This window comes from Flammeovirga sp. SJP92, assembly GCF_001583495.1.
Classification (GTDB): Bacteria; Bacteroidota; Bacteroidia; order Cytophagales; family Flammeovirgaceae; genus Flammeovirga.
Map to the genome: position 1 here is coordinate 63,567 of NZ_LQAQ01000120.1, position 23,727 is coordinate 87,293.

Below are 23,727 nucleotides of genomic sequence, written 5' to 3' on the forward strand. Positions count from 1 at the left end.
AACTAATAATCAAATGGACATTTTTGCAATTTTTTTAATACTGTGTGCTAGTTTTTTTCAAGGGACATTTGGTCTTGGAATGAAGCACATTGCTCCTTTAAAATGGGAGAATTGGTGGTTGGTACATGCCACTACTGCTATGATTGTGTTGCCAATTGGATGGGCATTGCTCGTTGAACCGAATACATTTTCAATCATAGGAGAAATTGATTCATCAGTACTTTTTATGGCCATGTTATTTGGCTTTTTGTGGGGAATAGGAGGAATCCTTTTTGGCGTGAGTGTAGAATATACTGGAGTTAGTATCACATATGGAATTGTAATGGGATTGGCCGCTTCTATGGGGTCTTTAGTGCCTTTATTCCAGATGGAAACCCTTCCAGAAAATATGTCATTAGTACTGAGTGGTGTTGCTTTACTTTTAGTTGGTGTTGCTATCACTGCAGTGGCAGGAGTGAAAAGAGATAAAGCTCAAAATAATGTGTTGAGCAATGATCAAGAGATGGAAGAGGATGGGGATGTTTTAGTAGCTTCGCCAACTGTGGCTGTTCAACCTAAAAAATCAATCCAAACAGGCGTATTAATCGCCGTTACAAGTGGTGTACTTTCGGCATTGCTCAATGTAGGTTTTACCAATGCATTGCCAGTAGCAGACAACGCTGTGAAAAATTACGGTACTAACCCAACAGATGCAAGTCTTGTAGCATGGGTAGTAGTTTTAATGGGTGCTTATCTAATGAACTTCGGTTTTGCTCTTTTCAAAATGGTGAAAAACAATTCATGGGGAGGCTTTGCAGTTCAAGGAAGTTCAAAGGCGTATTTATGGTCTGTCTTGGCAGGTGTTTTTTGGTTTGGAGCACTCGGTATATATGGACAAGGTGCAGCACTAATGGGCGATTTAGGTCCTGTATTAGGCTGGCCAATGATGTTAGGCATTTCATTGATAGTGAGTAATGTGTGGGGATATAGATCAGGAGAGTGGAAAGGTGCTTCATCATCGTTCAAAATATTATTAGGAGGCTTAGTGGTATTAATATTTGCAATCTGCCTATTAGGTTTTGCAAACGCTTAAAAAGAATTGAAAATGAAAATTGTAGATATAGAACCCTACGTATTATCTCAAGAATTAGAAACACCATTTTATTTTTCTCAATGGCATTATGCGTCAAGAAAAATTTGTTTGGTAAAAGTGACTTTGGAGGATGGTACTTATGGATGGGGAGAAGGATATGGTCCTGCAGATATGATCAAGACAGGAATCGATTTTCTAAAAGGTTTTGTCATTGGAGAGAATGTTTTAGAAAACGAGAAGATCTGGCAGATCATGTATTTAAGAACGCTGGACTTTGGTAGAAGCGGTATTTTTAATGCTGCCATTAGTGCCATTGATGTAGCGTGTTGGGATTGTAAAGGTAAAGTGTTGCAACAGCCTGTATCTGTATTATTAGGCGGGGTGAAAAACCCAATCATCCATCCTTATGCAACAGGTTTCTACTTTACAGATTCACCAACATTGGAAGAAGACCTTATCAAAGAAGCCAAGTATTATAAAGAACATGGATTCAAAGCCGCTAAAATGAAAGTAGGTTTAGGCATTGAAAAAGATGTTCATTATGTCAATTTACTAAAAGAAGCTCTAGGTGATGATGTCAAATTGATGATTGATTCCAATCACGCTTACAACTATAGAGAAGCATTGGAATTGTGTAAAAGAATAGAGCATCTCAATATAGGTTGGTTTGAAGAGCCAGTTCACCCAGAGGATTTTAATGGGTATAAATCACTTCGTGAAAATACAACTATTCCAATTGCTGGCGGTGAATGTGAATACTTGAAGCACGGTTTTAAAAGACTTTTTGAAAACGATAGTGTAGATATTGCACAGCCAGATATTTGTGCTACAGGTGGTCTCACGGAAGTGAAAAGAATAGCCACACTAGCCCAAAGCTATCATAAAGATATAGTACCTCACTCTTGGGGAACATGGATTGCCATTAGTGCTGCCATTCATTTTGTAGCCAATTTGGATCAAAACCCGGGGAGAATGTTTAGAGATGCTCCAATGATTGAATTGGACAGAACAGAAAACCCACTGAGAGATGATGTGATTGAGCATCATATTGAAGTGAAAAATGGAGAAATAAAAGTACCTGAATTACCAGGACTTGGAATTGAAGTAAACCAAAAATATCTAAATAAATATGGAGACAATAGTTCAAAACAAAGCCTTGAAGTTTGGCAGTAAAAAGTTATATATCAACGGAGAATTTGTAAATGGAGCTACTAACGCAACTACTTTTGCAACTTGTCCTCATGATCAGCAGCCAATTTGTGAAGTAGCACAGGCTACAAAAGAAGATACAGAGTTTGCTTTGCAATCTGCTCAGGAAGGTTTCTTGAAATGGTCAAAATTGCCATTAGAAGAAAGACTAGACTGGATGAAAAAACTTCGTGATAAACTAATTGAGAACGGAGACCTTTTAAGGGAAGCAGTTTGTCACGAAATGGGTAAAACTTGGGAAGCTTCAGCGGAAGACCTTTCAAGTATTACGGATTCATTAGCATTTTATGCTGATGAAATGAGAGTGAAGTCGGAGTTCGCTATCGAGGATCGTCAAGGAACGCACACTCACCGAATGGTCTATCAGCCATTAGGAGTAGTGACCGCATTTTTAGCATGGAATTTCCCATTACTGAACCTTGGTTTCAAACTTGGTCCTGCATTAGCGGCAGGTTGCTCTATTATCATTAAAGCGTCAGAGTCATCATGTATTTCTTCTTTAATGATTGCAGAGTTTGCAGATCAAATTAATTTCCCGAAAGGAGTAATAACGGTTTTATGTGGCAACAGACAAAATGTAGGTATTCCACTATGTGAAAGTACTATTCCAAAATTGGTTACCATGATTGGTTCTACTTTCACAGCACAGAAACTAATCGAACAATCTGTAAAAACTTCTATTAAAAGATATTCAATGGAATGTGGTGGTAATGCACCGTTTATTCTGTTTGAAGATGGTAATATGGAAGATGCATTAGGCATTACAAAAGCTATCAAATTTGGAGGTAATGCAGGGCAGGTTTGTGTGGCTCCAAATCGTTTTTATATCCATGAAAACGTATATGATCAGTTCCTTCAACAGTTAGTAGAAGCGGCAAAAGATACAAAATTAGGCTTCTTTAAGCAAGAAGGTATCAATATGGGACCTTTGGCCAATGCATCTCAAATCGAGTCTGTTTCTAGTTTTGTGAACCAATGTGTAGAGCAAGGTGGTAAAATCTTGGCAGGTGGTAAAAAGGTAAAAGGAGAAGGTTGCTATTTTGAACCAACAGTTATTGAAATGACGGATTACAATGCAGATATACTTCAGCATGAGGTGTTTGGGCCTGTATGTGTGATCATGAAATTCTCTACTTTAGAAGAAGTATTGGAATATGCCAACGACTCTACAGCAGGATTAGCTTCTTATGTTTTCTCTGAAAATGAGGAAATCTTAGAAACAGTTGCTATGGCTCTTGAATTTGGTGAAGTACAGCAGAATGGTGTAAAATACGATATTAATTTGCCACACTTAGGTGTAAAAAATAGTGGTATCAGTATGGATTGTTCAAAATTTGCCTTGGATGATTACCTGGTTTTAAAACGTATCAGTAAAAAAATATAATCATGAGCTTACCCGAAACATTTATAAGTTGTGACTGGGGTACCTCTAACTTTAGACTGAGAGTAATTCATACGGATACATTAAGTGTAATCAAAGAATACTCTTCTAGTCAAGGAGTGAAGGAAGTATATCAAAATTACACTGATCAAGACCAGCTGGACAAATCTAGTTACTACGCTAAATTTTTAGAAGAAAAACTGATGTCCATTGTAGATCTTAATCAACCCCATATTGTAGTGGCTTCCGGTATGGTTTCTTCTTCAATGGGTATGTATGAATTGGACTATACTTCTACCCCTTTTTCTGCGGAAGGGAATGACATTTTGAGCAAAAGAATCTCCATATCGAACAATGTACAAATGCTGATCACTTCCGGAGTAAAACAAGGAGATGATGTGATGAGAGGAGAGGAGGTACAAGCGTTAGGTTTAGCAAAATATCTCCAAGATGTTGATAAAGGAGTATTATTACTGCCTGGCACTCACAGTAAGCATCTTCAATTTGAGGCAAATATTTTTCATCAGTTTGATACTTTCATGACTGGGGAAATGTTTGATATGTTGACCAAACATAGCATTCTTTCAAATTCAGTAAAGAAAGGGCCGTTTGATGAAAACAACAGATCAGCCTTCAAAGAAGGAGTGCGAAAAGCAGTAGCTGAAGGGTTAAGTAAAAACTTATTTAAAGTGAGGGCAAAAGCACTTTTAGACAATAGAGATAGTACTGAAAGTTTCTATTACCTCAGTGGCTTATTGATTGGTGATGAGCTTTCCTATCTCAAAGAAAAACAAGACAAAGTCTGTATTGCAGCCTCAGGAATGTTGAATCAGCTTTATCAGCTAGCACTTGCAGAGGTTATTGAAGATAAAGATAGATTGGTCTTCTTTAAAGAAGATATTCTTGAAAAAGCGTTGTTGATCGGACAGAAAAAAATATTAGAAAAACAATATGAGTGTGTGTAAGATAAAGGAGTTTTCATGGACAAAATTCCATGAGGCTCCAATCGTTGGTATTCTTAGAGGGATTGATGAAGCGACCATAAATCGTGTAATTCCCATCTATATTGAGGCTGGGTTAAGTACTATTGAAGTAACGCTTAACACTCCTAATGCATTAGCGTTTATCTCTAAATTATCAGAAGCTTATCCTGAACTCAATGTTGGGGCAGGTACGGTCTGTGATATGTCAGATTTGGACAAAGCATTAGAAGCTGGATCTCAGTTTATTGTGACACCAATTGTAGATCAAGAAGTTATTGCTAAATGCAAAAGCTTAGATATTCCAATCTTTTCAGGGGCTTTGACGCCTACTGAAATCTATACCGCTTGGAAAGCAGGAGCAACGGCAGTGAAGATTTTTCCATGTTCAAAGTTTGGTGCTGGCTATATCAAGGATATAAAAGCGCCACTTAATGAAATCAAAGTATTGCCAACAGGAGGAGTAGATAGTGATAATATTCAATCCTTTTTCAAAGCTGGAGCATATGGTGTAGGTATGGGAGGTTCTTTGTTTCCGAAGGACTTGCTGGCTGAAGGGAAAGAAGCTGAGTTATTAGCTCACTTTAAGGCCCTGAAAAGCACTTTTTAAAAAGAAAATAAATTGTGATGCGATATAAACAATGGCAAAAGTGATTGGGTATCTATAAGGAAGAAGTGTTTGAAAAAGGATATCCAAACACGATTGTCGTTGTGATTAATTGTCTTGAATAAATAATTATTCCAATAAATTGAAAGGTTGAGTAAATTACTTAACCTTTTTTTTAGATCTAACTAAGATCATTGATTAACAGAGAGTTGACTGATTCACTTGTTTTTGCTCTTAGGTTTTGACATTAAATCAGTTAGAATCGAAAATAGAAATCGATTTTTCGGAGAAATTAAATCTAAATTTTCAATGAAATGAAAATAATTTTAATTTTTTCTTAATAAAAATCTTGGCTAACGTTCTTGAATCGAAGATTCTGAAAAATTCTTGTTGTCAAGACTAAAAAAGACAACCCAATTGTCATAAAAATTTCTTAATTTTGAATATAATTTCTATTAAGAATTAAGTGGCCCGAATAGTATTATTAGTATATTATTCGGGTTTTTTGTATTCTAATCTAAAAACTTAACTATCTGATTAGTAATAGATTCGGTTCTTAAGATGCGGAAATGGCCTGTATTTTCAACTTTTACAAGCTTACAGACATCACCCCATGCTTTTGCTACACTTTCAGACTGCTCAATATTGACAACTCTATCATTAATATCATGCAAAATCAAAGCTTCTTTTACATTGGATTTTTTGATGAAATCAGATACATTTTGATCTTTTACTTTCAAATTGAATTCTGTTTCCAATCTATTCACAAGCCTTGTTTTGACTTTGTTGGTGATCCCTACAAATTCAGCAACATCATCTAATCGCTGTTCAAAGCGGTCAGGAGTGGTAAGCATCACATATTTCGAAATTTGGATATTTTCATGATTAGCCAAACAATGCGTAGTGCCAACACTGCCAAATGAATGAGAGATAATCTTGTCCATTTGATATTGATCCAGCATGTATTTTACAATGTCACTAAAGTCAAACATAGTAGTTCTACCTTGTTCACTATATCCATGTGAAGGTGCATCAAATGCGTGTACTGTATACCCGTTTTGAATCAAACTTGGAATAATGTCGGAGAAGTTGCCTGCCTGTCCTTCCCAACCATGTACAAGCAATACTTTTTTAGGGCCATTTCCCCATTTATACGTTTGAATGCCAATTGAATTGATAATAACTTTTTCTTGGTCTGCTTTATCTAAAACTTCAATTTCATGTGGGCGTAATTTGAAAACTTGAGGTTTAAGGATCTTTTTATAGGCAATATTTACCACAACATTAGGAGCTGTAGTTGAAAGTAATTTGATGAGTGGTTTCATTGATATATCTTTTTTACAAAATTATTCTTATTTATTGTGAATAACAACTCATTCATTGTTTAAAAAATAAGGAATCAATTTGATTCCCTATTTAACACCCCAAGTAGAGTGTCTTTTTCAAGTAAACAGTTTTTAAAATAGTTGGTGGATTAAATGTGTATTTTATATAAATACCGTCATTTTGTAACGGTGTTATTGTTATATTCTCTTATATATTACACCCGTAACATAGTTTACCCTACTTGTTTTTGGAATGTTACTTAACTTTACATTTATTAGGACTTGAAGGGGGAAAGTTTTATAAATCTTAAATTTTGAAATATTTGCTTTTCGACTTGTCAATTCTATAAACAATTAATGTAGTTTTGTGTTCAAGACTTAACACTACGAAACAACTTCTGTTTTTATGACAAATAAAGGATATAAAAAACTTAGTCATTTACTATCTAAACATATACGACATCAAATTGAAGGAGATGTAATTGAGCCAATTCTAGACCCAAATCAGGACAAAGATTTCTGGGGTAATCTGATGAGGTATGCGGATGGTATGAATCTGGCTATTATAAAAAATAAAGGTACAATAACTTCTCTTGCACAGCATCTTGAGAAAAGTATCACCCCTTTTGTAGCTCTTTGTAAGCTAGAAGGATCCACTTTGCCTGTTATTTTTTATGTAAATGAAAGTGGAAAAACGTTAGCGTCTGTGATAGATGTTTTGGGGCAAGAAACAGAGGTTAATTTGACCATTGCATTAGAAAACTTAATCAGATTGGAATCAGGTGAAATTGAGTATGCCATACCTGTTTCCAATAACTCTATTATTTCTGATTATACCACAAAAGATAAGAGTAGTTCCGTTTCCCGTTTGTACAGATTACTTTCTGTTGAGAAGAAGGATATTGGATACATATATATTTACGCATTACTTATTTCACTCTTTGGTTTAGTACTTCCACTTGGGGTACAGACAGTGATCGAACTTATTGCAGGTGGAGTGGTGATTGACTCTATCACGGTGATGATCGGTTTGGTGATTGTAGTGACCATGTTTACGGGTGGATTACAGATCATGCAGCTGAAACTGGTGGAGACCTTGCAACGAAGGGTTTTTGTCAAAGCCGCCTTTGAATTTGCTTTTCGTTTACCAAAAATCAAGCTCGAGTCGTTAATGGGAAGCTATGCCCCCGAGTTAATGAACCGTTTCTTTGATGTATTGACCATCCAAAAAAGTTTACCGAAATTCTTGATTGACCTTTCAGGTGCTATCTTGCAGATTTTATTCGGTATGGTGTTGCTTTCCTTCTATCACCCACTTTTCATTGTGTTTGGTATAGTGTTGATTTCTTTATTGGTAATCCTCTTTTACTATACAGGTCCTAAGGCTTTGGAAGCCAATATGGTTGAGTCTAAATACAAATACAAAGTAGTGCATTGGTTAGAAGAAATGGCCAGAACATTACTTTCATTTAAAATTGCGGGTGGAACCTCTCTACCTTTAGAAAGAACCGAAAATCTTACAAACCATTATTTACACTACAGAGAGAAACAATTCAACGTTGTGATCAATCAGTTCCTCTATGTATATATTTTCAAGACGTTAGTAACAGGTGGTCTTTTGATTATTGGTTCTTGGTTGGTTATCAACAGAGAAATCAACCTTGGTCAATTCGTAGCCTCTGAAATCGTGATTGTATTAGTACTTTCAGCGTCTGAAAAATTAGTCTTGTCAATGGAAGTGGCTTATGATATGTTGACGGCGGTAGATAAAATTGCTCACGTTACAGATTTGCCATTAGAGAAGAAAAGCGGTGTATTGGTTCCATACAAACAAAGTAAAGGTTTTGAAGTAAAAGTCTCGGATTTACACTTTACATATCCAAATGGAAGAAAAGCACTGAATGGTGTTAATTTACATATTAAAGAAGGAGAAAGAATATGTCTATTAGGATATAACTTTTCTGGAAAAGATGCGATGATGCTTGCTTTGTCAAGTATGTTGAACGATTACCAAGGATCGATTACATATGATGATTATTCATTGAAAGATGTGGATCTCAACAGTATTAGAAATCAAATTTCAAAGAACCTTTCTGAAGAAGAGCTTTTTGATGGTACAATTATGGAAAACATCACAATGGGGAAAGAAAACGTTTCTTATGATGATGTAATCTGGGCATTGAAGAGTTTAGAATTGCTTGATTTCGTAAATAAACAGCCTCAAGGATTAAATACATTGATCACTGCAGGAGGAAAAGTTTTCCCTGAAAGTGTGACAATGCGTTTCTTGTTAGCAAGATGTATTGTTGATCATCCTAAGTTATTGATCTTGAATAAGACATTCCGCGAGTTGGATAGTCATGTGAGATTAAAAGTACTTTCTTTCTTGATCGATAAGGAAAACCCTTGGACACTGGTATTTGTTGGAAACGATCCAATTCTTTCGAATTTATCTGACCGAGTGGCAATCATGTCACAAGGTAAAGTGGAAGTTGTAGGTACTTTAGATGAAGTAAAACAGCACCCTAGTTTCCAGAAATGTTTTTTACCTCCAACAAATAACGCTTAAATCAGAAAGTAATGTTAAATATCACTCCAAAAAACTCTTCTGATCAGCAAGAATTTGACAGAAGATATGGTTCTCTAAATACATTAAATACTCCCTCTGAAGCTAAAAAAATAGCAAAGTGGATCATGGCAATTATTGCAATATTTTTTGTAGTAATGTTTTTACCGTGGCAACAGAACATCAGAGCAAGAGGAGAGATGACGGCTTTAATGCCACAGGACAGACCTCAGAAAATTCAATGTCCAATTGACGGTACCATTGCCAAGTGGAATGTTGCGGAAGGTCAGCATGTGGATTCTGGACAGGTGTTGTTGACCATTGCCGAGGTAAAGGATAAGTATATTGATCCTGATATGATTCTTCGTTTAGAAGAAGGTATTATGGCAAAAGGTGAAGCCATTGATGCAAAGAAAGATAAGGTATCTGCCAAAGAACGTCAGTTAAGAGCTTTGAAAGATGGTCTTGTGATTAAGTTGCAACAATTTGATAATAAAATTGAGCAAACTTTATTGAAAGTAGAAAGCGACAGTATTGCTTGGCAAGCGGCAAAGGTTGATTTGAAAAACGCCGACAGACAATACAACGCCAATCAAGAACTTTACAATAAAGGTCTTATCTCTTTAACAAAATTAGAAGGGGTTAGAAGTAAGTACCAACAGTCTGTATCAAAAGAAGTAGGGGCTAGAACAAAATTTGAAATGGCCATCAACGAATATCAGAATGCTATTCTTGGAAAGAACGTTACTCGTAATGAGATGTTGGACAAGATTGCAAAAACGGATTCAGAGTTGAGTACTACTTTATCTGATATTGCAGATAGCGAAGGGGCTTTAGCGAAGGCTCGAAATGAGCTTTCTAGTATGGAAGTTCGTGCAGGTATGAGAGTAATTCGTGCTCCTCAAAAAGGTATCGTGGTGCAAGCCTTGAGCAGTGGTATTGGTGAAAACGTAAAGAGCGGTCAGGTATTGATGACGCTTGTTCCTGAAAACCCACACTTAGCGGCCGCTATTTATGTAAAAACAATGGATGTACCTCTAATTGAAGAAGGGAGACATGTTCGTTTGAGATTTGACGGGTGGCCTTCTATTCAGTTTTCAGGCTGGCCAAGCGTTTCAGTTGGTACGTTTGGTGGTAAAGTAGAGGTTGTAGACTTTGTCAATCAAGCAGATGGTACATTTAGAGTACTCATCACACAAGATCTTAAAGAGAAGGATGACGAGTGGCCAATGGAATTAAGAATGGGAACAGGAGTATTTGGGTGGGTGATGCTTGAAGAAGTGCCAATTTGGTACGAGCTTTGGCGTCAGATCAATGGATTCCCTCCTAGTTTGAACAATTATGACTCTTCTTCAAAATCTAAATCAAAAAAATAATATGAGAGTAGCTGTGATTGCAGTACTATTGAATCTCAGTTGCTGGAATATGTTGAGTGCTCAAGATATTTCAGAAAATGATTCTACAGAAAGTATTCTTTCTTTAGATGATTTATATGAGATTGTGATGGTAAACCACCCCGTGGCCCAGCAGATTGCTTTACTCTCAGAACAGGGTTTAATGCAAGTGCGATTGGGTAAAGGATACTCAGACCCAAAGTTGTATTCTAAATACGACCAAAAAGTATTCAAGACAAAAGACTATTATACAAAATGGAATAGTTATGCCAAAATTCCGGTTTGGGCAGGTTCCATTAATGTAGGATATGAAAGAAATGATGGTATCAATCTCAACCCAGAGAATGACACCAACAGTGGTAAAGGTCTGATGTATATAGGTGTTGAATTACCTGTGTTGAAAGGTCTTCTGATGGATGAACGTAGAGCCATGTTGAAAAAAGGTTATGCGATGCAACAGATGACAGAGGCCGATCAAATCAAACAAATCAACAAGTTGATCTTGCAGATAGCCAAAGATTATTGGACGTGGTATTTCTCTTATCACCAATACCGTTTGGCAGAGGAAGGTTATGATTTAGCAATATTCAGAAAGGAAGCGGTGGATGAAAGAATTCGTCAGGGTGATTTGGCAAATGTAGATGGCGTCGAGGCGTTAATCACAATTCAGGACAGAGAAATCAACTTGAAATTAGCCAAATTGGAATTACAAAAAGCAAAGCTTGTTTTGTCAAATCATTTATGGAATGAGGAGGGCAAACCTTTAGAACTCTTAGATGATGTTTTGCCGGAGGAATTAGGAGTGGAAGTATTGCCAACGTTAGAAAATTTGCTCAGTGAAGCGTCTTTGAAGCACCCAGACATTGTTAAGGTGCAAACTAAAGGTACAATTTTGAGTGTTGATCAGCGTTTGGCAAAAGAAGCTGTTAAGCCTGAATTAAACTTGAAATACAATTACCTTGGAACTACACCTGTAGGAGGTTGGGAGTATGGTTTGGATGAAAACTATAAGTTTGGAGCCTCTTTCTCTATGCCTATTTTCTTAAGAAAGGAAAGAGCAAAGTTACAGATGACTAAATTGAAGATTCAAGACAATGACCTGCAACTGATTATGACTAGGAGAGAGGTGGAAAACAATATCAGAAAGGCATTTTTAGCAGTACAGAATTATGTAGAGCTAACTGATATGCAAAGTGAAATGTCTGATAATTATGAGATCTTACTTCAAGGTGAAACTGAAAAGTTTGATGCTGGTGAAAGTTCAGTATTTTATATGAACGTTCGTGAAGGCAAGCTGTTGGAAGCACAAACAAAGCTTTTCAAAATGAAGGCAGAATATGCGAAGTCAATTGCTGAATTAAATTGGACAACAGGTTTGTCACCAGTGTTTTAATTCGTGACTTAAATCATAAATACAGATATAAACAAAGAAAGGGATGAAGTAGTTTCATTCCTTTTTTTATAAAAGTTAACACTATATAAAATATTTTATATAAATTATCGTTAAATTAATGAAATGAAAAACAGCGGAGTGTACTCTTCTGAAATTATCAAGTAATTACTTTTTGAACTATTAATTAAATTAAAAATGTCCATGCTTTAACAATTAGCATTTGGGCAACTATTGTCTATTTATGAACTACTCTCGATCTATCATCAAAATTTTATTACTATTAGCATTAATATTATCGTCAAGCAGTATTAGAGTATTTGCACAGGATAATAAAACAACTTCTATTTATGTACCGAAATATGCTGAACAATCCGTAAATCAGTTAAGTAAATTCTTAACATCCAACGCTAAGTCTGATTATAAAAAAGCAAAAAATATTTATGATTGGATAACGAACAACTTTATTCTAGAAGAAAGGTATAAATCAAAAAGTTATACTTTACAGCAGGTACTCAAGCGAAAAAGAGGTACTTCACAGGAGTTTTCTAACTTATTTGATTCTCTATGTCATAGGTCTGGCGTGGTCAGCAAGCAGATTGTAGGGTATACTTTCACAGAGAATAAACCTATTATTAAAGTACTCTATCAGCCTAATCATTATTGGAATGCCATATTGATTGACAACAATTGGTATCTGGTGGATTGTTTGTGGGGCAGTAACTATGGGCGTCTGAAGAAGTTGACTTTTGATATTGACGGCAATTCTGTGAACTATGAAATTAAAAACGGCAAAGAAGCAGAGACGTATTTTTGTCCGTTACCTCAGGATTTGATAAAAACACATTTTCCTGCTGATCCTAATTGGCAATTGCTGGAAAATAGCATTACCTCGAAGGAGTTCATTCAGAATGACTTCTCAAAAGTGGATAAAGCCAAGCTTCAGAATGAGATTTTGGATGAGTATGTAAAATTACATTGCTCAGATTATTTGTACGAAAGTTCAAAAAATGCCTTCGCACACAATACCAAAAATCACAGACAGTTGGCGGTATCGAGTTTAGAAAAAGGAAAAAGCTTAGTTTTTGATGTCAAGGCGACTCAAAAAGAAAAGAACTTATTCTTCCAGAAAAAACAGATCTATTATCATGAGGCGGCTTCTTCGGCCTTGTCTTACAGCAGTAATGTTTCATTATATTCTAAAATTGAAAAAGAAGCATTAAGCCTGTGGATAAGACATAATATCGGTGTGCCGATTGCCAAAAGAGCAAAATATATAGAACGTTTTTCTTTGGATAAAAATAACATTGCGAAAAAGGAATTGCAGTTAAAAAACCTGCAGGCCAACCTGAATCACTTTGAAGAAAAAGTATCCAAGAAACATTATAGTTCACTTAAAAAGCCAAGAAGAAAAGTAGCTGAAGATCCTCTTTATTTTAAAGTTACAAAACAGCAAATTGAAGAAGCAGATTCTATTATTCAGGAAATTGAATTGAAAATTGCCAATCTAGAATCTATCAACAAAATCCTACAGGATAAGAGGAGAGAACAGATTCTTGTCAAAAAATCATTGAATTATTCTCAGACAAGTTACTTACAGCAATTCAAATTGTTATTGCAAGTAGATGTGACATTGCAAGTATTAGGGCATCAATCAAGTCAGATTACAAGAGTAGACAATAGTATTGATGTATTGGTGAAATCTTTAAAAACGATTGAAAAAGAGATTGTATTAAATAATACAGAACTTTCTAAAAATACTTCAGAACTTAAAAAGCAATTGAATACTAAATTGAACCTTTATCGCGGTCTTTATATTATGTCTAACGCAGATGTGACCTATAAAAAGGAGTATGATAAAATCAACGAAGCCCTCCGCGAAGTATTTTACAATCAAACACTAGAGAAACGTGAGGATTACAAAATGATGGTTTGGAATAATGAAGCGATGCAAGATGAGAATGAAGAGTTGCTAAGACAGAAAAAAATCATCAGAGATATTCTGAAGATTAAATCTGAGTTTAGAAAAGAGAAAATTGAATCAATTGCGAAGAGGGAAGCCAAAGAGAAAAAATTCTGTGATGAAATCACTCAGTCCGTTTATGATGATTTGAGTGAAATCAAAACCTTAAAGAAGCAAGGGAATTATAATTAGAAAACGTAAAGTTTTCGAATCATAAAATCAATGCAATAGCAAAACTCAATCTGACAGTTAGTTCAGGTTGAGTTTTTTTATTCTTGAATTTAAAGAAAAACGTAAACTTTTATTAAGATTAATAAGTAAAAAAGACCTTCTACTAAAATAAGTAGTAGAAAGATTGAAGTACTAAAGCACATTTTTTTAGATCAATAATGAATGATTTCTTTAAAATAAAGAACTGATATTAAGATAATATGCAATTGTATATTTTGTTTTTAAAATAATTTCACGAATTCTTGCATACTTTTTCAAAAGGTACTACTTTTGGTAGTAGTTATGGATAGCTTATTATTAAACATAGGATTTTCTCATCAAGAACTGAAGATTTACAAGCTCTTATTAGAGAAAGGGGAATTGTCTGTTACAGAAATTTCTAGGGCAACTTCAATCCCTACATCAAAACTTTATGCCTTTATGGATGCACTGACCGATAAAGGATTTTGTAGATTAATAAAAGACCGTCCAAAGATTTACGCACTAAACTCTCCTAATTCTGCATTTGCAAGAGTTAGGGACGAATATTTACAAAAAGAAAAAGCATTACAAAAGTTAAGTACAGAACTAGAAGACAAATTTTTACAAACTCAGTCTAATACCGCTACTGTTTTTAAAACTATAACCAATAAGACTGAAATACTCGAAGAATATTATCGTTTATTTCGATTAGCTAAAAAGATGGGTGTTGGTTTTTCAAAAGCACCGTATACGGTGGACATCAATGAACTTGAAAATGTAAATCCATCAGAGGAGGATTCTATTAACAGTGGAGTAGAGTTTAAGGGGATTTACGAACTGCCTCCTGGTGAGGATCAAGCATCGATAAAGAAGCTGGCCAATTATTTTAAATCAAAAGGAGAAGACGTGAAAATGGTTGAATCCTTGCCTTTTAAAATGTTGATGGTGGATTTTCAATATGTGCTTATTCTACTGCATGGAGGAGCTGGAATGTCATTAAATATGGCATTAAGTGTTGATGACAAGGATTTCGCAACATCTATGTATGATTTATTCAATCTTTATTGGGAAAAAGCAGACGTAGTTTAGATTTCACTCAACAATACAAAAGTGTGCTAGTATTGTTGAACTACAACATCTTCATCTCATAGTAAAGAACTATATTGTTCTCTTGCTGACTTACGCAATTTTTTATGCTTTATATATAAATGAACTCATTTATAGTGGAGACATATTGTCAAAATTATAATAGGTTTTTAAATTTTTTTCAACCAATTCATTTCTGATTATTATTTGAACATGATGAACTTAGTTACTCGAACTAAACTGTGGTTGAGTTTGATGGCAGTGTGTTGCCTATTTTTTCAAACTTCAATACACGCACAGGACAACAATGTAATTACCAAGGGGGTAATTAGAATTAAGGTGAAACAAGGCAATGTTAACTTTTTAGAAGAGCAAGTAGCCAAGATTACAAAAAACGAATTGCCAATTAATGCTACTGGCTTTAGAAATTTTGACCAATTAAATGATAAGTTTCATACTACAAACATCAAAAGAGTTTTCCGTGACGCAGGAAAATTTGAAGCAAGACACCAAGCTTATGGATTTCACCAATGGTACGAAATCCAAACGGACTCATTAAACGAAATTCAAGAGTTATTGTCTGCTTATGAAGCTTTGGAAATGGTGGAATTTGCTGAACCAAAAAGAGAATACAGTCTTTTTGATACAATGAGCGAAGCTCCTAATGATCCATTCTTCAACAACCAATGGCATTATCACAATTTTGGACAGTCATGGGGAACGCCCGGTGCTGATATCAACTTATTGAAAGCGTGGGAGATCGAAACAGGTACTCCAGACGTGGTTGTTGGTGTAATTGATGGTGGTATTGATGTAAACCATCCTGATTTGATCAACAGATTATGGATCAACACGGGAGAAATCCCAGGTAACGGTATTGATGATGATGGCAACGGTTATGTGGATGATTATTATGGCTGGAACTATGCTGATAATATGCCTACAATTATTCCTCATTACCACGGTACACACGTTGCGGGTACTATTGCCGCAGAAAACAATAATGGTATCGGTGTGTCAGGTGTAGCCGGTGGTTCTAAGCCAGAAGATGGTGTAAGAATGATGTCATTACAGGTATTCTCAAATTACTTGAACTCAACTACAGTAGGTGGTTTTGAAGAAGCTTTTATTTATGCGGCAGATATGGGTTCCGTTATCACCAATAACTCATGGGGTGGTGGCATGGAATCTGAATTGCAAAAAGAGACAATCCGTTACTTTATTGAAAACGCAGGTAAAGATGCAGATGGTAATGTTGTAGGTCCAGTAGATGGTGGTGTTGCTATTTTTGCAGCAGGTAACTATGGTGCTCATAATGGTATTTATACACGTCCAGCGTCATCTTTCCCATCCACAATGGATGAGGTAATTTGTGTGGCCAATACAGATAATACAGATAAGAAAGCCTACTCATCTTATTGGAATGAAACTGTAGATATTGCAGCTCCAGGTACAGATATTTACTCTACTTTCCCTGACGGACAGTATGAAGTCATTTCAGGTACTTCAATGGCGGCACCTCATGTAGCAGGTGTAGCGGCATTGATCGCTTCCAATAATGCTTATAGTATTACAGCGGATCAAGTTAGAGATAGATTAATTAATCATTCAGAAAATATTGATCACCTTAATCCAACTTTTGTTGGTAAAATGGGTAAAGGCCGTTTAGATGCTTATGCTTCATTGGTAAAAGATAAAGGAGCATTGCCTCCGGTAGTATCAGATTGGGGTTTCCAATATGTTTACTCTACGACTGCAAGAATTGGTTGGATGTTTGTGAAAGATGATTTTGGTTTAACAATCAAGAACTATGAGATCCTAAAAGCAACAGGTGAATTCACTAACAATGCAGATTTTGAAGCGAATGCTGAAGTAATTTCATACCAAGCAATCACTGCTAATTCGTTTGCCAATTACATCATTGAAGGCTTAGCACCAGCAAATACTTATTCAATTGCTATTAAAGCGGTTGATCAATTTGGAAATAAGTCACCGTTGTCTGAAGTATTTACAGTGACTACATTAGAAACTCCACTATTGTCTTGGGTGACTGAAGATGTTCCTCATTTACAATATGATGTAGCTTCAGGTGAATTCCCTTCTACAAGTTTAGCCATTACCAATTCAGGTACAATGCCAAGTAGAATTGTGTATACGATCAATGATTTCGATTATTCACAAGACGGACAATCCTCTCAAAGAGTAGCATCAACATCGGCTTCAGTAGAAAATAATTTACCATTTGTTTCTTCTGAAGAATTTTCAAGAATGCCTTTTTCTGATATCCCAGGTGATGGAGGAAGCATTGATATAGAAGATGAGATTACCATCTTGCCAGGTACAAAAAAGATGGATTCTGTTTATCATGAACAAGAACCTCTGCCTACTTACATGGTAGGACATACGGGTGCGGCAATGGAATATGCCAACAAGTTTGTGGCGGAAAGAGACATGGAAATTAGTGTTGTAAGAGCTGTACTTTCCAACGAAATGTATGCTTCTGTTCCATTTACAGTAGCCATGTATATTGGTGGTGAAGATCAACCTTTCGGTCAGCCAGTTGCAACAAGTAGCTTCTATGTTACAGATCAGCAAAGAGGTGGATGGGTAGAAACTTCATTCTGGCCTAAAGAGGTAAAAGCAGGTGAAATTTTCTGGATTGCAATTGGAGCACCTCAAGGTATTTACTTCCCGCTTGGTGCAGATGAAGCATCATACAGCGACAGAGGTAAATCGTATGCAAGAAAAGGTACTCACGGATATTACACTGATTATGCTTCCGCTCATAAATCGTTATTTAAAATTAGAGCATATGAAGCACAGAAGAAAAACGATATGGTTTCTTTCAGTGCAAGATATCATGATATCAACAACGGTGAAGAAGCGAGAACGGATGTTACTTTAAGAGATACAGATTGGAAAAACGGTACTTACAAATTACAAATTGTAGCGACGCATGAAAATCCAAATCAATATCCGTTAGCAAAAGATATCTATGTTACAGTTACAGGTAATAAGCCAGAATTGGTACCAAGTGTTGAAGAGTTTGCATTCGGAACATTGTTCGAGAATAAATCTGACAACCAAACTTTTATCTTAAAAAATGAAGGTAAGGCAGAAGCGGAGGACATTCAATTGACGGTTTCTAATGAGGATTATTTCTCTGTGTCGCCTTCTACAATTCCTTTATTAAAGGCAGGGGAGCAGATAGAAGTTGTAGTTAGTGCAAAAGCAAAATCTGAAGTAATCAACGTAGAGGGTGAATTATCAATTGAAGGTTATGGCGTTTCTATTCCTTTATCAGTAAATCATGTGGTAGGACCAAGAATCGTTGCAGACATATCAACAATCGACTGGACTGGTGATAATGCGGTAACAATTGGTGAGTCAAGAACAGCTGAATTTACATTGACAAATGAAGGTGATCAAGCGACTGAGTTTGTTTTTGAAAGCATTGAAAACGATGGTTATACAAGTTTTGTAAGTGACATTGTTCCTTCAAGAGCCACTCTTGATGCAGGTGAGTCTATCACTTTGGAAGTGTCAATTGATACAGAAGGCGAAATTGCTTATTCTAATACAAAGTCAACGACACTTTATGCTACACACGATGCTGGAAAAACAAGTGTTCGATTTGAAGTAGAACTTCTTGGAGAAGTAGTAGCAGAGTATGACGCTGATGTTGATTTTGGAAGTATCATTTATACTGACGGTGCTACACTTTCAAAATACGTAACGATTGAAAACAAAGGTAATGTAAAAGGTACTTTCTCAATGGGTGATCTTCCTGCAGGATTTACAGTAAGTGGTTATGTACCAACTTCTATCAGTCCTAATGGCAAAGTAAACTTAAACATGAAAGCAACTTTTGCTGGTGTAGAAGAATTGTCTGGTGTGATGACATTCACATTGAACGATGAGCCTTATGAGATCAATTTAAAAGCAACTGCATTACCATCGCCTACGATTGACGTAAACACTGGCAACTTTGTGACTTCAGATCAAATTGCTTACGGTGAAGAAGGACAAACCACTTCATTGACAGTGACAAACGAGTCAGAAGATCTTGATTTATATTACAGCTTGTCTACTCCAAAATGGATGATGCAAGAAGGAGAAGAATTCTTCGACTTTGAAGGTGTTGATGGTTTTGGTTACGAATATAAAATTGAAGATAGCCTTGTATGGGAAGATATCTCAGCAGTTGGTAAAGATGTTTCTTATGAAATGTTCTACCCTGAGTTTGTTTATGCTTATGAGTTTGAAAACTTTAAGTTCCCATTCTATGGTCAATACTATGACCGTTTCCAAATGTCAATTGCAGCGTTGATCAGCTTTAACCCTGAAACAACTCCAAGCGACTTCACTTACAACCCGCCACCAGTATATAATATTGCAGAGGGTAGTATCTACAATGGATTGGACTTAGGTATTATCTCAGCATTCTGGATGAATATGACACCATCAAGTCTTGAGGGAAGCGGTATTTTCATGTATGAGAAGGAAGATCGATTGATTATTCAATTCGAGAAAAACGTAGCCGTAGGTGCTGGATCTTTAGGGGCAGAAACAATGACTACATTACAAATGGTATTGCATGAGAATGGTGATATTGTGATGGCCTACAAAACTTTACCTAACGTATTCGTTTACCAAAATATTGGTATGAAGAATATTGAAGGTGATTATGCTTGGCAATACATGGAAACAAATGCAGATTACAGAGCGAGAATTCTTGGTAAAACATTAAGAATTAAAGCACCGGAATTGATAAAAGTTCCTGCTTTAGCTTCTAAAGAAATCTCATTACAATATGTAGGTAACAAAACAGCAGTAGGTGAGCACGAAGGACAAGTAATTGTACATAACAACGATGCTTCAAATTCAAGAATTATTACTGATGTAAATCTTACAGTGACAGGAGAAGCTGCATTAAGCTTAGAAGCAGATTCGTTATTGTTTGATCAGTTAGTGTATCTTGAAGATACTGTGATGACACAATCTTTAGACTTTGTATTGAAAAACGAAGGAAGTTTACCAGTAAATGTTACAGCTTCATTACTGCATGATCAATCTTTCAGCTTTGATATTGATACCTTAGTAGGTGCATTCAGTGAGTTGGCATTGCCAGTAGCTTTTGGTGCAAATACAAATGATATGGTAGTTGATACATTAGTATTGGATTTTGATAACGGAGAACAAATGTTGCTGCCACTTCAAGGTGACGCTTTATTGCCTGCTATTATTGAGTATGATTTAGCAGAAACAGTAAGAACTGATACATTGGACATCTTAGTAAATGAAGGTGCTGAAACGATCTATAATTTCTCATTATTAAATGCAGGATTAGAGCAAGAATTGGATTATGCAGTTACTTTAGGAATTGCGAAATACGGTTGGGGTGTTGAGAAATCAATGAAAGTAGAGCCAGAAGAGGAAGTGGAATCTCCTGAACCGTCTGCTGTTTTGGAAAACAATACACTTGAATCTTTAGCAATGCTAGATGCATTTGATTTCAATGCACAAAATCTTAGCGTAAGCTCAATGAGAACAGTTCACGTTGAAAAGCATGCATTCTCGGATTCAATTTCATATGACTTCCCAACGGAAGAACCAATGAGTTACTTAGGGTCATTAGACTTTGATGTTCATTATGCAGCGAAGTTTGAAGTAAACAATATCCAAGGATTTACATTGACGCACATCAGCAACTACTTTGTAAAGCAGTCGGATTCAGCTTGGAAATTCGAAGTATTAAAAGGTGATTCACCAACGTCGGAAGAGGTTCTAACAACACAAATGTATTACCCAAGTTCATTGACAGGTGAAATGGAAAACATCACTTTAGATCAACCAATTTTCTTCGAAGACGGTGAAACTTTCGTGATCCGTGTAATGGCACCTCAAGATGTAGAATTCCGTTTGCCGGTAGATTATAACGTACCTTCAGTGATTGGTAAATACTTTGTCACTCTAGACGGCGGTAACAACTGGGAAGTGATGTCATCAAGCAACTACTTCTATTATACTTACGCGATTAAGTTGAGAGCTATGGATGCTTACGGTCAAGAGTGGGTGGACATTACTCCAAAAGCAGGATCTATTGCATCAAAAGATACAACGGAGATCTCAATCACAACGTCAATGAACAGATTTGAAACGGGTGATTACGAAGGCTACCTTTACATTGGTCATAATCAAAAGCTGAAAGAAACAATCAAAGTACCAACGGCCATCAAATACAATGCGGCTCCTTACTTTGCAGATTCAACAGCTTTGAGCATCAACGAAGGAGATAGCATCACTTGGGCACTTCCAATGCTTGATAAAGAAGGACATTCAATCTCAGTAAGCGAAGCTACAAACGCAGATGATTTCACTTACGATATGTCAAACGACACTTTATACTTAACAATGTCACCGACTTACTTGATGAGTGGAGAATACTTCCCAACATTCGAGATCGAAGATGAATTGGGTGCTAAGAAAGTAATTGACTTCTCAGTGGAAGTGGTAGATACTAAAGTAGCTCCAGTTGTTGTACAGGAATTTGATTCACTTTCATTGAACCCAAGTGCTGAGACAGTATTATTACTTGATGAGTATTTTGAGACATTGGATGATGAAGAGATGATCTTCTACGTGAAGAGTACAGATCAATTTACTACAGCTTGGGTGAATGACAACGAATTGACAGTGTTAGGTTCAAGCTTAGGTGATTCTGAAATCATTGTAGTGGCGGAAAACGAATCAGGTCTTAAAGTGGAAAGCTTGCTTAAAGTAACTGTTGTTGGAGCACCATTATCAGTGAATGTAGATAAGTTGGATAAGGTAGTTTTCCCTAACCCTACAAAAGCGAAAGTATGGGTGAAATTGCCAGCAACTTTCTCTAACAACGCTTCTGTAGTTGAAGTATACAACTTGACAGGACAAATGATGTCATCATCAGAGATTCAAAATACTGGAAATGTTGTAGAAGTAAACCTTTCAACTATGCCAAATGGTTTCTATTTGATCAAAGTAAGCAATGGTACTTCTCAAGTATCAGGTAAAGTATTGAAAAAATAAATAAGTATTCTGTGAACAAAATATCATGGTTTGGTGGAAAGGTTTCTTTTCATCAGACCATGAAATATTGAAATAAGGACGACACCAATCAGGGTCACAGAATTAAAAATAGAAGAAGCACCGGGATTAATCTCGGTGCTTTTTTTCTGTAAAATTACATGAATACCGATTTTAATGTTCAAACGTAGCGAGTTTAAAATCCTTGAGCCGAAAGGAATGAAATTTAACTTTTGATTTCAAAGCCTAGCTTCGTTTTTTCAGCCCTAAACTAAAATGAAGCTTGAAATGAGAACATAAAACACTAATAACCTCTCATTTAAATTAATTTTCCAAAAATGTGTTATTAAGAAGTTAAGAAAATCAGGTCTAAATAGCATTAGCAACCTGAATGTTAGCTACCTATAAATAAACTCAATAAATACTTTGTTATAAAAATATAATACAGTGTTACACATTAGCGATAGAAGTGTCTGTATATATGGTTATATCCTATTCAGGAATATATAAATAATAAATGCTTGGGAGTAAATACTCCTTTTTTTTAAAATAGTAACACAACATTGTTACATAAACTACCTAATTATAAATAGAATATGAAAAAGATCTTAATTGTTGTTGGAATGATTGCCTTAGGTTTAACGTCTTGTTCACAGTGTGAGTCAGTAATATGTTCTCAATGCTTAGAGGAATTAGGAGACTGTGCAAGTGAGCCGGCTCATAAAGAGTTTTGCCCTGCTAGGGAAGAAGGAGAGGTTTATTAGAAGAGTGATTTGCAGTACCCTTCACCTTGTTAATGCTCCTCTTGTATTTTAAATAATTTGATAGGCAAAATGAAAAGAGGAAGAAAGCTTAGAAATAGCATTTTATTAGGTTGAATATCTCAGTATTGGGATTGGCTTAAGGAAGATTCTGCTGATTTATCGGAGAAATTTTCAAATCAATTTATGAGTGACACTAAATATTGTATGGGCAAAGAATCAAAAAAAGGCACTAAATAAATAGTGCCTTTTCCGCAGTCAGTAGTCTATGCCGTAGCATATTCTAATAAGTCTTTTGCTTTTTCGTTACCTAGGGAAGTGATCTGGGCAAAAATACCTTTTGGGCTCTTCTCGATAGAGTGTACATAACCTCTGTCATGCAACTCATCAATCATTTGTTCCAGTTCCGGTGTTGATGCTTTGATTCCAAATTGACGGACAATTGTCTGAAGGGATGTCCCGTAGTTAAGGCAAATACCTGCTAATAGTTTAGTAATTTTAGATTCAGTTGACATGTTTTACTTGGTAATTTCAATAAATAGTGTGTCCACAATAATATTCATTAATATTTAATTAGGAAAATGAGTTAAGTCACTTTTAAAAGAATTTGCTAATAAATAAGAGATTTAACAGTATTGTTTTAAAATATTTACCAAATGCAATGCAAATTTCATCAAAATAGTTGTACTAAAAGTTGAACTGATTGTATTGTTTAGCTCAGAGGTAACATTTATAA

Annotated in this window: 14 protein-coding genes; 12 read left to right on the plus strand and 2 right to left on the minus strand. The window is 35.8% G+C overall.

Going from position 1 to position 23,727, the window contains the following annotated elements; genetic code table 11:
* Nucleotides 1-13 precede the first annotated feature (13 nt).
* The 5 genes from AVL50_RS31945 to AVL50_RS31965 are packed head-to-tail and all read left to right on the plus strand — an operon-like array spanning nt 14 to nt 5,252.
* Nucleotides 14-1,072, plus strand: a complete 1,059-nt coding sequence (locus AVL50_RS31945; protein ID WP_062622026.1) for an L-rhamnose/proton symporter RhaT — start codon at nt 14-16, stop codon at nt 1,070-1,072.
* A 12-nt stretch (nt 1,073-1,084) separates the two neighbouring features.
* Entirely contained in the window at nt 1,085-2,245 is a 1,161-nt protein-coding gene (locus tag AVL50_RS31950) for a mandelate racemase/muconate lactonizing enzyme family protein (protein ID WP_062622028.1), read from the plus strand.
* Nucleotides 2,202-3,665 carry an aldehyde dehydrogenase family protein gene (locus tag AVL50_RS31955; RefSeq protein WP_062622030.1) on the plus strand — a complete coding sequence of 488 codons (1,464 nt, stop codon included), beginning with the start codon at nt 2,202-2,204 and terminating at the stop codon, nt 3,663-3,665. Before AVL50_RS31950 ends, AVL50_RS31955 begins: the two co-directional genes overlap by 44 nt.
* Nucleotides 3,666-3,667: 2 nt before the next feature.
* Nucleotides 3,668-4,627, plus strand: coding sequence for a 2-dehydro-3-deoxygalactonokinase (locus AVL50_RS31960; protein WP_062622032.1), 960 nt, complete (start codon nt 3,668-3,670; stop codon nt 4,625-4,627).
* Nucleotides 4,620-5,252 (plus strand): bifunctional 4-hydroxy-2-oxoglutarate aldolase/2-dehydro-3-deoxy-phosphogluconate aldolase, encoded by a 633-nt coding sequence (locus AVL50_RS31965; RefSeq protein ID WP_253764347.1) that lies wholly within the window; start codon nt 4,620-4,622, stop codon nt 5,250-5,252. Before AVL50_RS31960 ends, AVL50_RS31965 begins: the two co-directional genes overlap by 8 nt.
* A gap of 509 nt (nt 5,253-5,761) precedes the next feature.
* Here the strand turns inward: AVL50_RS31965 and AVL50_RS31970 are convergent.
* A complete protein-coding gene (locus AVL50_RS31970) occupies nt 5,762-6,574 on the minus strand; it encodes an alpha/beta fold hydrolase (RefSeq protein WP_062622036.1) in 813 nt (270 codons plus the stop codon).
* Nucleotides 6,575-6,980: 406 nt separating this feature from the next.
* On the opposite strand from AVL50_RS31970, the gene AVL50_RS31975 reads away from it, so the two are divergent.
* From AVL50_RS31975 to AVL50_RS33245, 7 genes are all read left to right on the plus strand, one after another.
* Nucleotides 6,981-9,143 carry a peptidase domain-containing ABC transporter gene (locus tag AVL50_RS31975; protein WP_062622038.1) on the plus strand — a complete coding sequence of 721 codons (2,163 nt, stop codon included), beginning with the start codon at nt 6,981-6,983 and terminating at the stop codon, nt 9,141-9,143.
* A gap of 11 nt (nt 9,144-9,154) precedes the next feature.
* Nucleotides 9,155-10,516: an HlyD family secretion protein gene (locus tag AVL50_RS31980; RefSeq protein ID WP_062622040.1), complete on the plus strand. Its 1,362-nt coding sequence runs from the start codon at nt 9,155-9,157 to the stop codon at nt 10,514-10,516.
* Nucleotides 10,482-11,927, plus strand: coding sequence for a TolC family protein (locus AVL50_RS31985; RefSeq protein ID WP_062622042.1), 1,446 nt, complete (start codon nt 10,482-10,484; stop codon nt 11,925-11,927). Before AVL50_RS31980 ends, AVL50_RS31985 begins: the two co-directional genes overlap by 35 nt.
* 241 nt (nt 11,928-12,168) lie before the next feature.
* Entirely contained in the window at nt 12,169-14,079 is a 1,911-nt protein-coding gene (locus AVL50_RS31990) for a transglutaminase domain-containing protein (protein ID WP_062622044.1), read from the plus strand.
* A 321-nt stretch (nt 14,080-14,400) separates the two neighbouring features.
* A complete protein-coding gene (locus AVL50_RS31995) occupies nt 14,401-15,168 on the plus strand; it encodes a TrmB family transcriptional regulator (protein ID WP_062622046.1) in 768 nt (255 codons plus the stop codon).
* A 210-nt stretch (nt 15,169-15,378) separates the two neighbouring features.
* On the plus strand, nt 15,379-22,233 hold the full coding sequence (locus tag AVL50_RS32000) for a S8 family serine peptidase (RefSeq protein WP_062622048.1): 6,855 nt from the start codon (nt 15,379-15,381) through the stop codon (nt 22,231-22,233).
* Between the two features lie 593 nt (nt 22,234-22,826).
* Nucleotides 22,827-22,994 (plus strand): hypothetical protein, encoded by a 168-nt coding sequence (locus AVL50_RS33245; protein WP_157491775.1) that lies wholly within the window; start codon nt 22,827-22,829, stop codon nt 22,992-22,994.
* A 263-nt stretch (nt 22,995-23,257) separates the two neighbouring features.
* On the opposite strand, the gene AVL50_RS32005 is transcribed toward AVL50_RS33245, so the two are convergent.
* The gene (locus tag AVL50_RS32005) at nt 23,258-23,506 is read right to left on the minus strand and encodes a hypothetical protein (RefSeq protein WP_062622050.1); all 249 of its coding nucleotides are present in this window, start codon (nt 23,504-23,506) and stop codon (nt 23,258-23,260) included.
* Nucleotides 23,507-23,727 lie beyond the last annotated feature (221 nt).

Bases quoted from the DNA above. Each gene is read 5' to 3' on its own strand.
- AVL50_RS31945 (WP_062622026.1), top strand. From the start codon at position 14: ATGGACATTTTTGCAATTTTTTTAATACTGTGTGCTAGTTTTTTTCAA.
- AVL50_RS31950 (WP_062622028.1), top strand. From the start codon at position 1,085: ATGAAAATTGTAGATATAGAACCCTACGTATTATCTCAAGAATTAGAA.
- AVL50_RS31955 (WP_062622030.1), top strand. From the start codon at position 2,202: ATGGAGACAATAGTTCAAAACAAAGCCTTGAAGTTTGGCAGTAAAAAG.
- AVL50_RS31960 (WP_062622032.1), top strand. From the start codon at position 3,668: ATGAGCTTACCCGAAACATTTATAAGTTGTGACTGGGGTACCTCTAAC.
- AVL50_RS31970 (WP_062622036.1), bottom strand. From the start codon at position 6,574: ATGAAACCACTCATCAAATTACTTTCAACTACAGCTCCTAATGTTGTG.
- AVL50_RS31975 (WP_062622038.1), top strand. From the start codon at position 6,981: ATGACAAATAAAGGATATAAAAAACTTAGTCATTTACTATCTAAACAT.
- AVL50_RS31980 (WP_062622040.1), top strand. From the start codon at position 9,155: ATGTTAAATATCACTCCAAAAAACTCTTCTGATCAGCAAGAATTTGAC.
- AVL50_RS31985 (WP_062622042.1), top strand. From the start codon at position 10,482: ATGACTCTTCTTCAAAATCTAAATCAAAAAAATAATATGAGAGTAGCT.
- AVL50_RS31990 (WP_062622044.1), top strand. From the start codon at position 12,169: ATGAACTACTCTCGATCTATCATCAAAATTTTATTACTATTAGCATTA.
- AVL50_RS31995 (WP_062622046.1), top strand. From the start codon at position 14,401: ATGGATAGCTTATTATTAAACATAGGATTTTCTCATCAAGAACTGAAG.
- AVL50_RS32000 (WP_062622048.1), top strand. From the start codon at position 15,379: ATGATGAACTTAGTTACTCGAACTAAACTGTGGTTGAGTTTGATGGCA.
- AVL50_RS33245 (WP_157491775.1), top strand. From the start codon at position 22,827: ATGAAAAAGATCTTAATTGTTGTTGGAATGATTGCCTTAGGTTTAACG.
- AVL50_RS32005 (WP_062622050.1), bottom strand. From the start codon at position 23,506: ATGTCAACTGAATCTAAAATTACTAAACTATTAGCAGGTATTTGCCTT.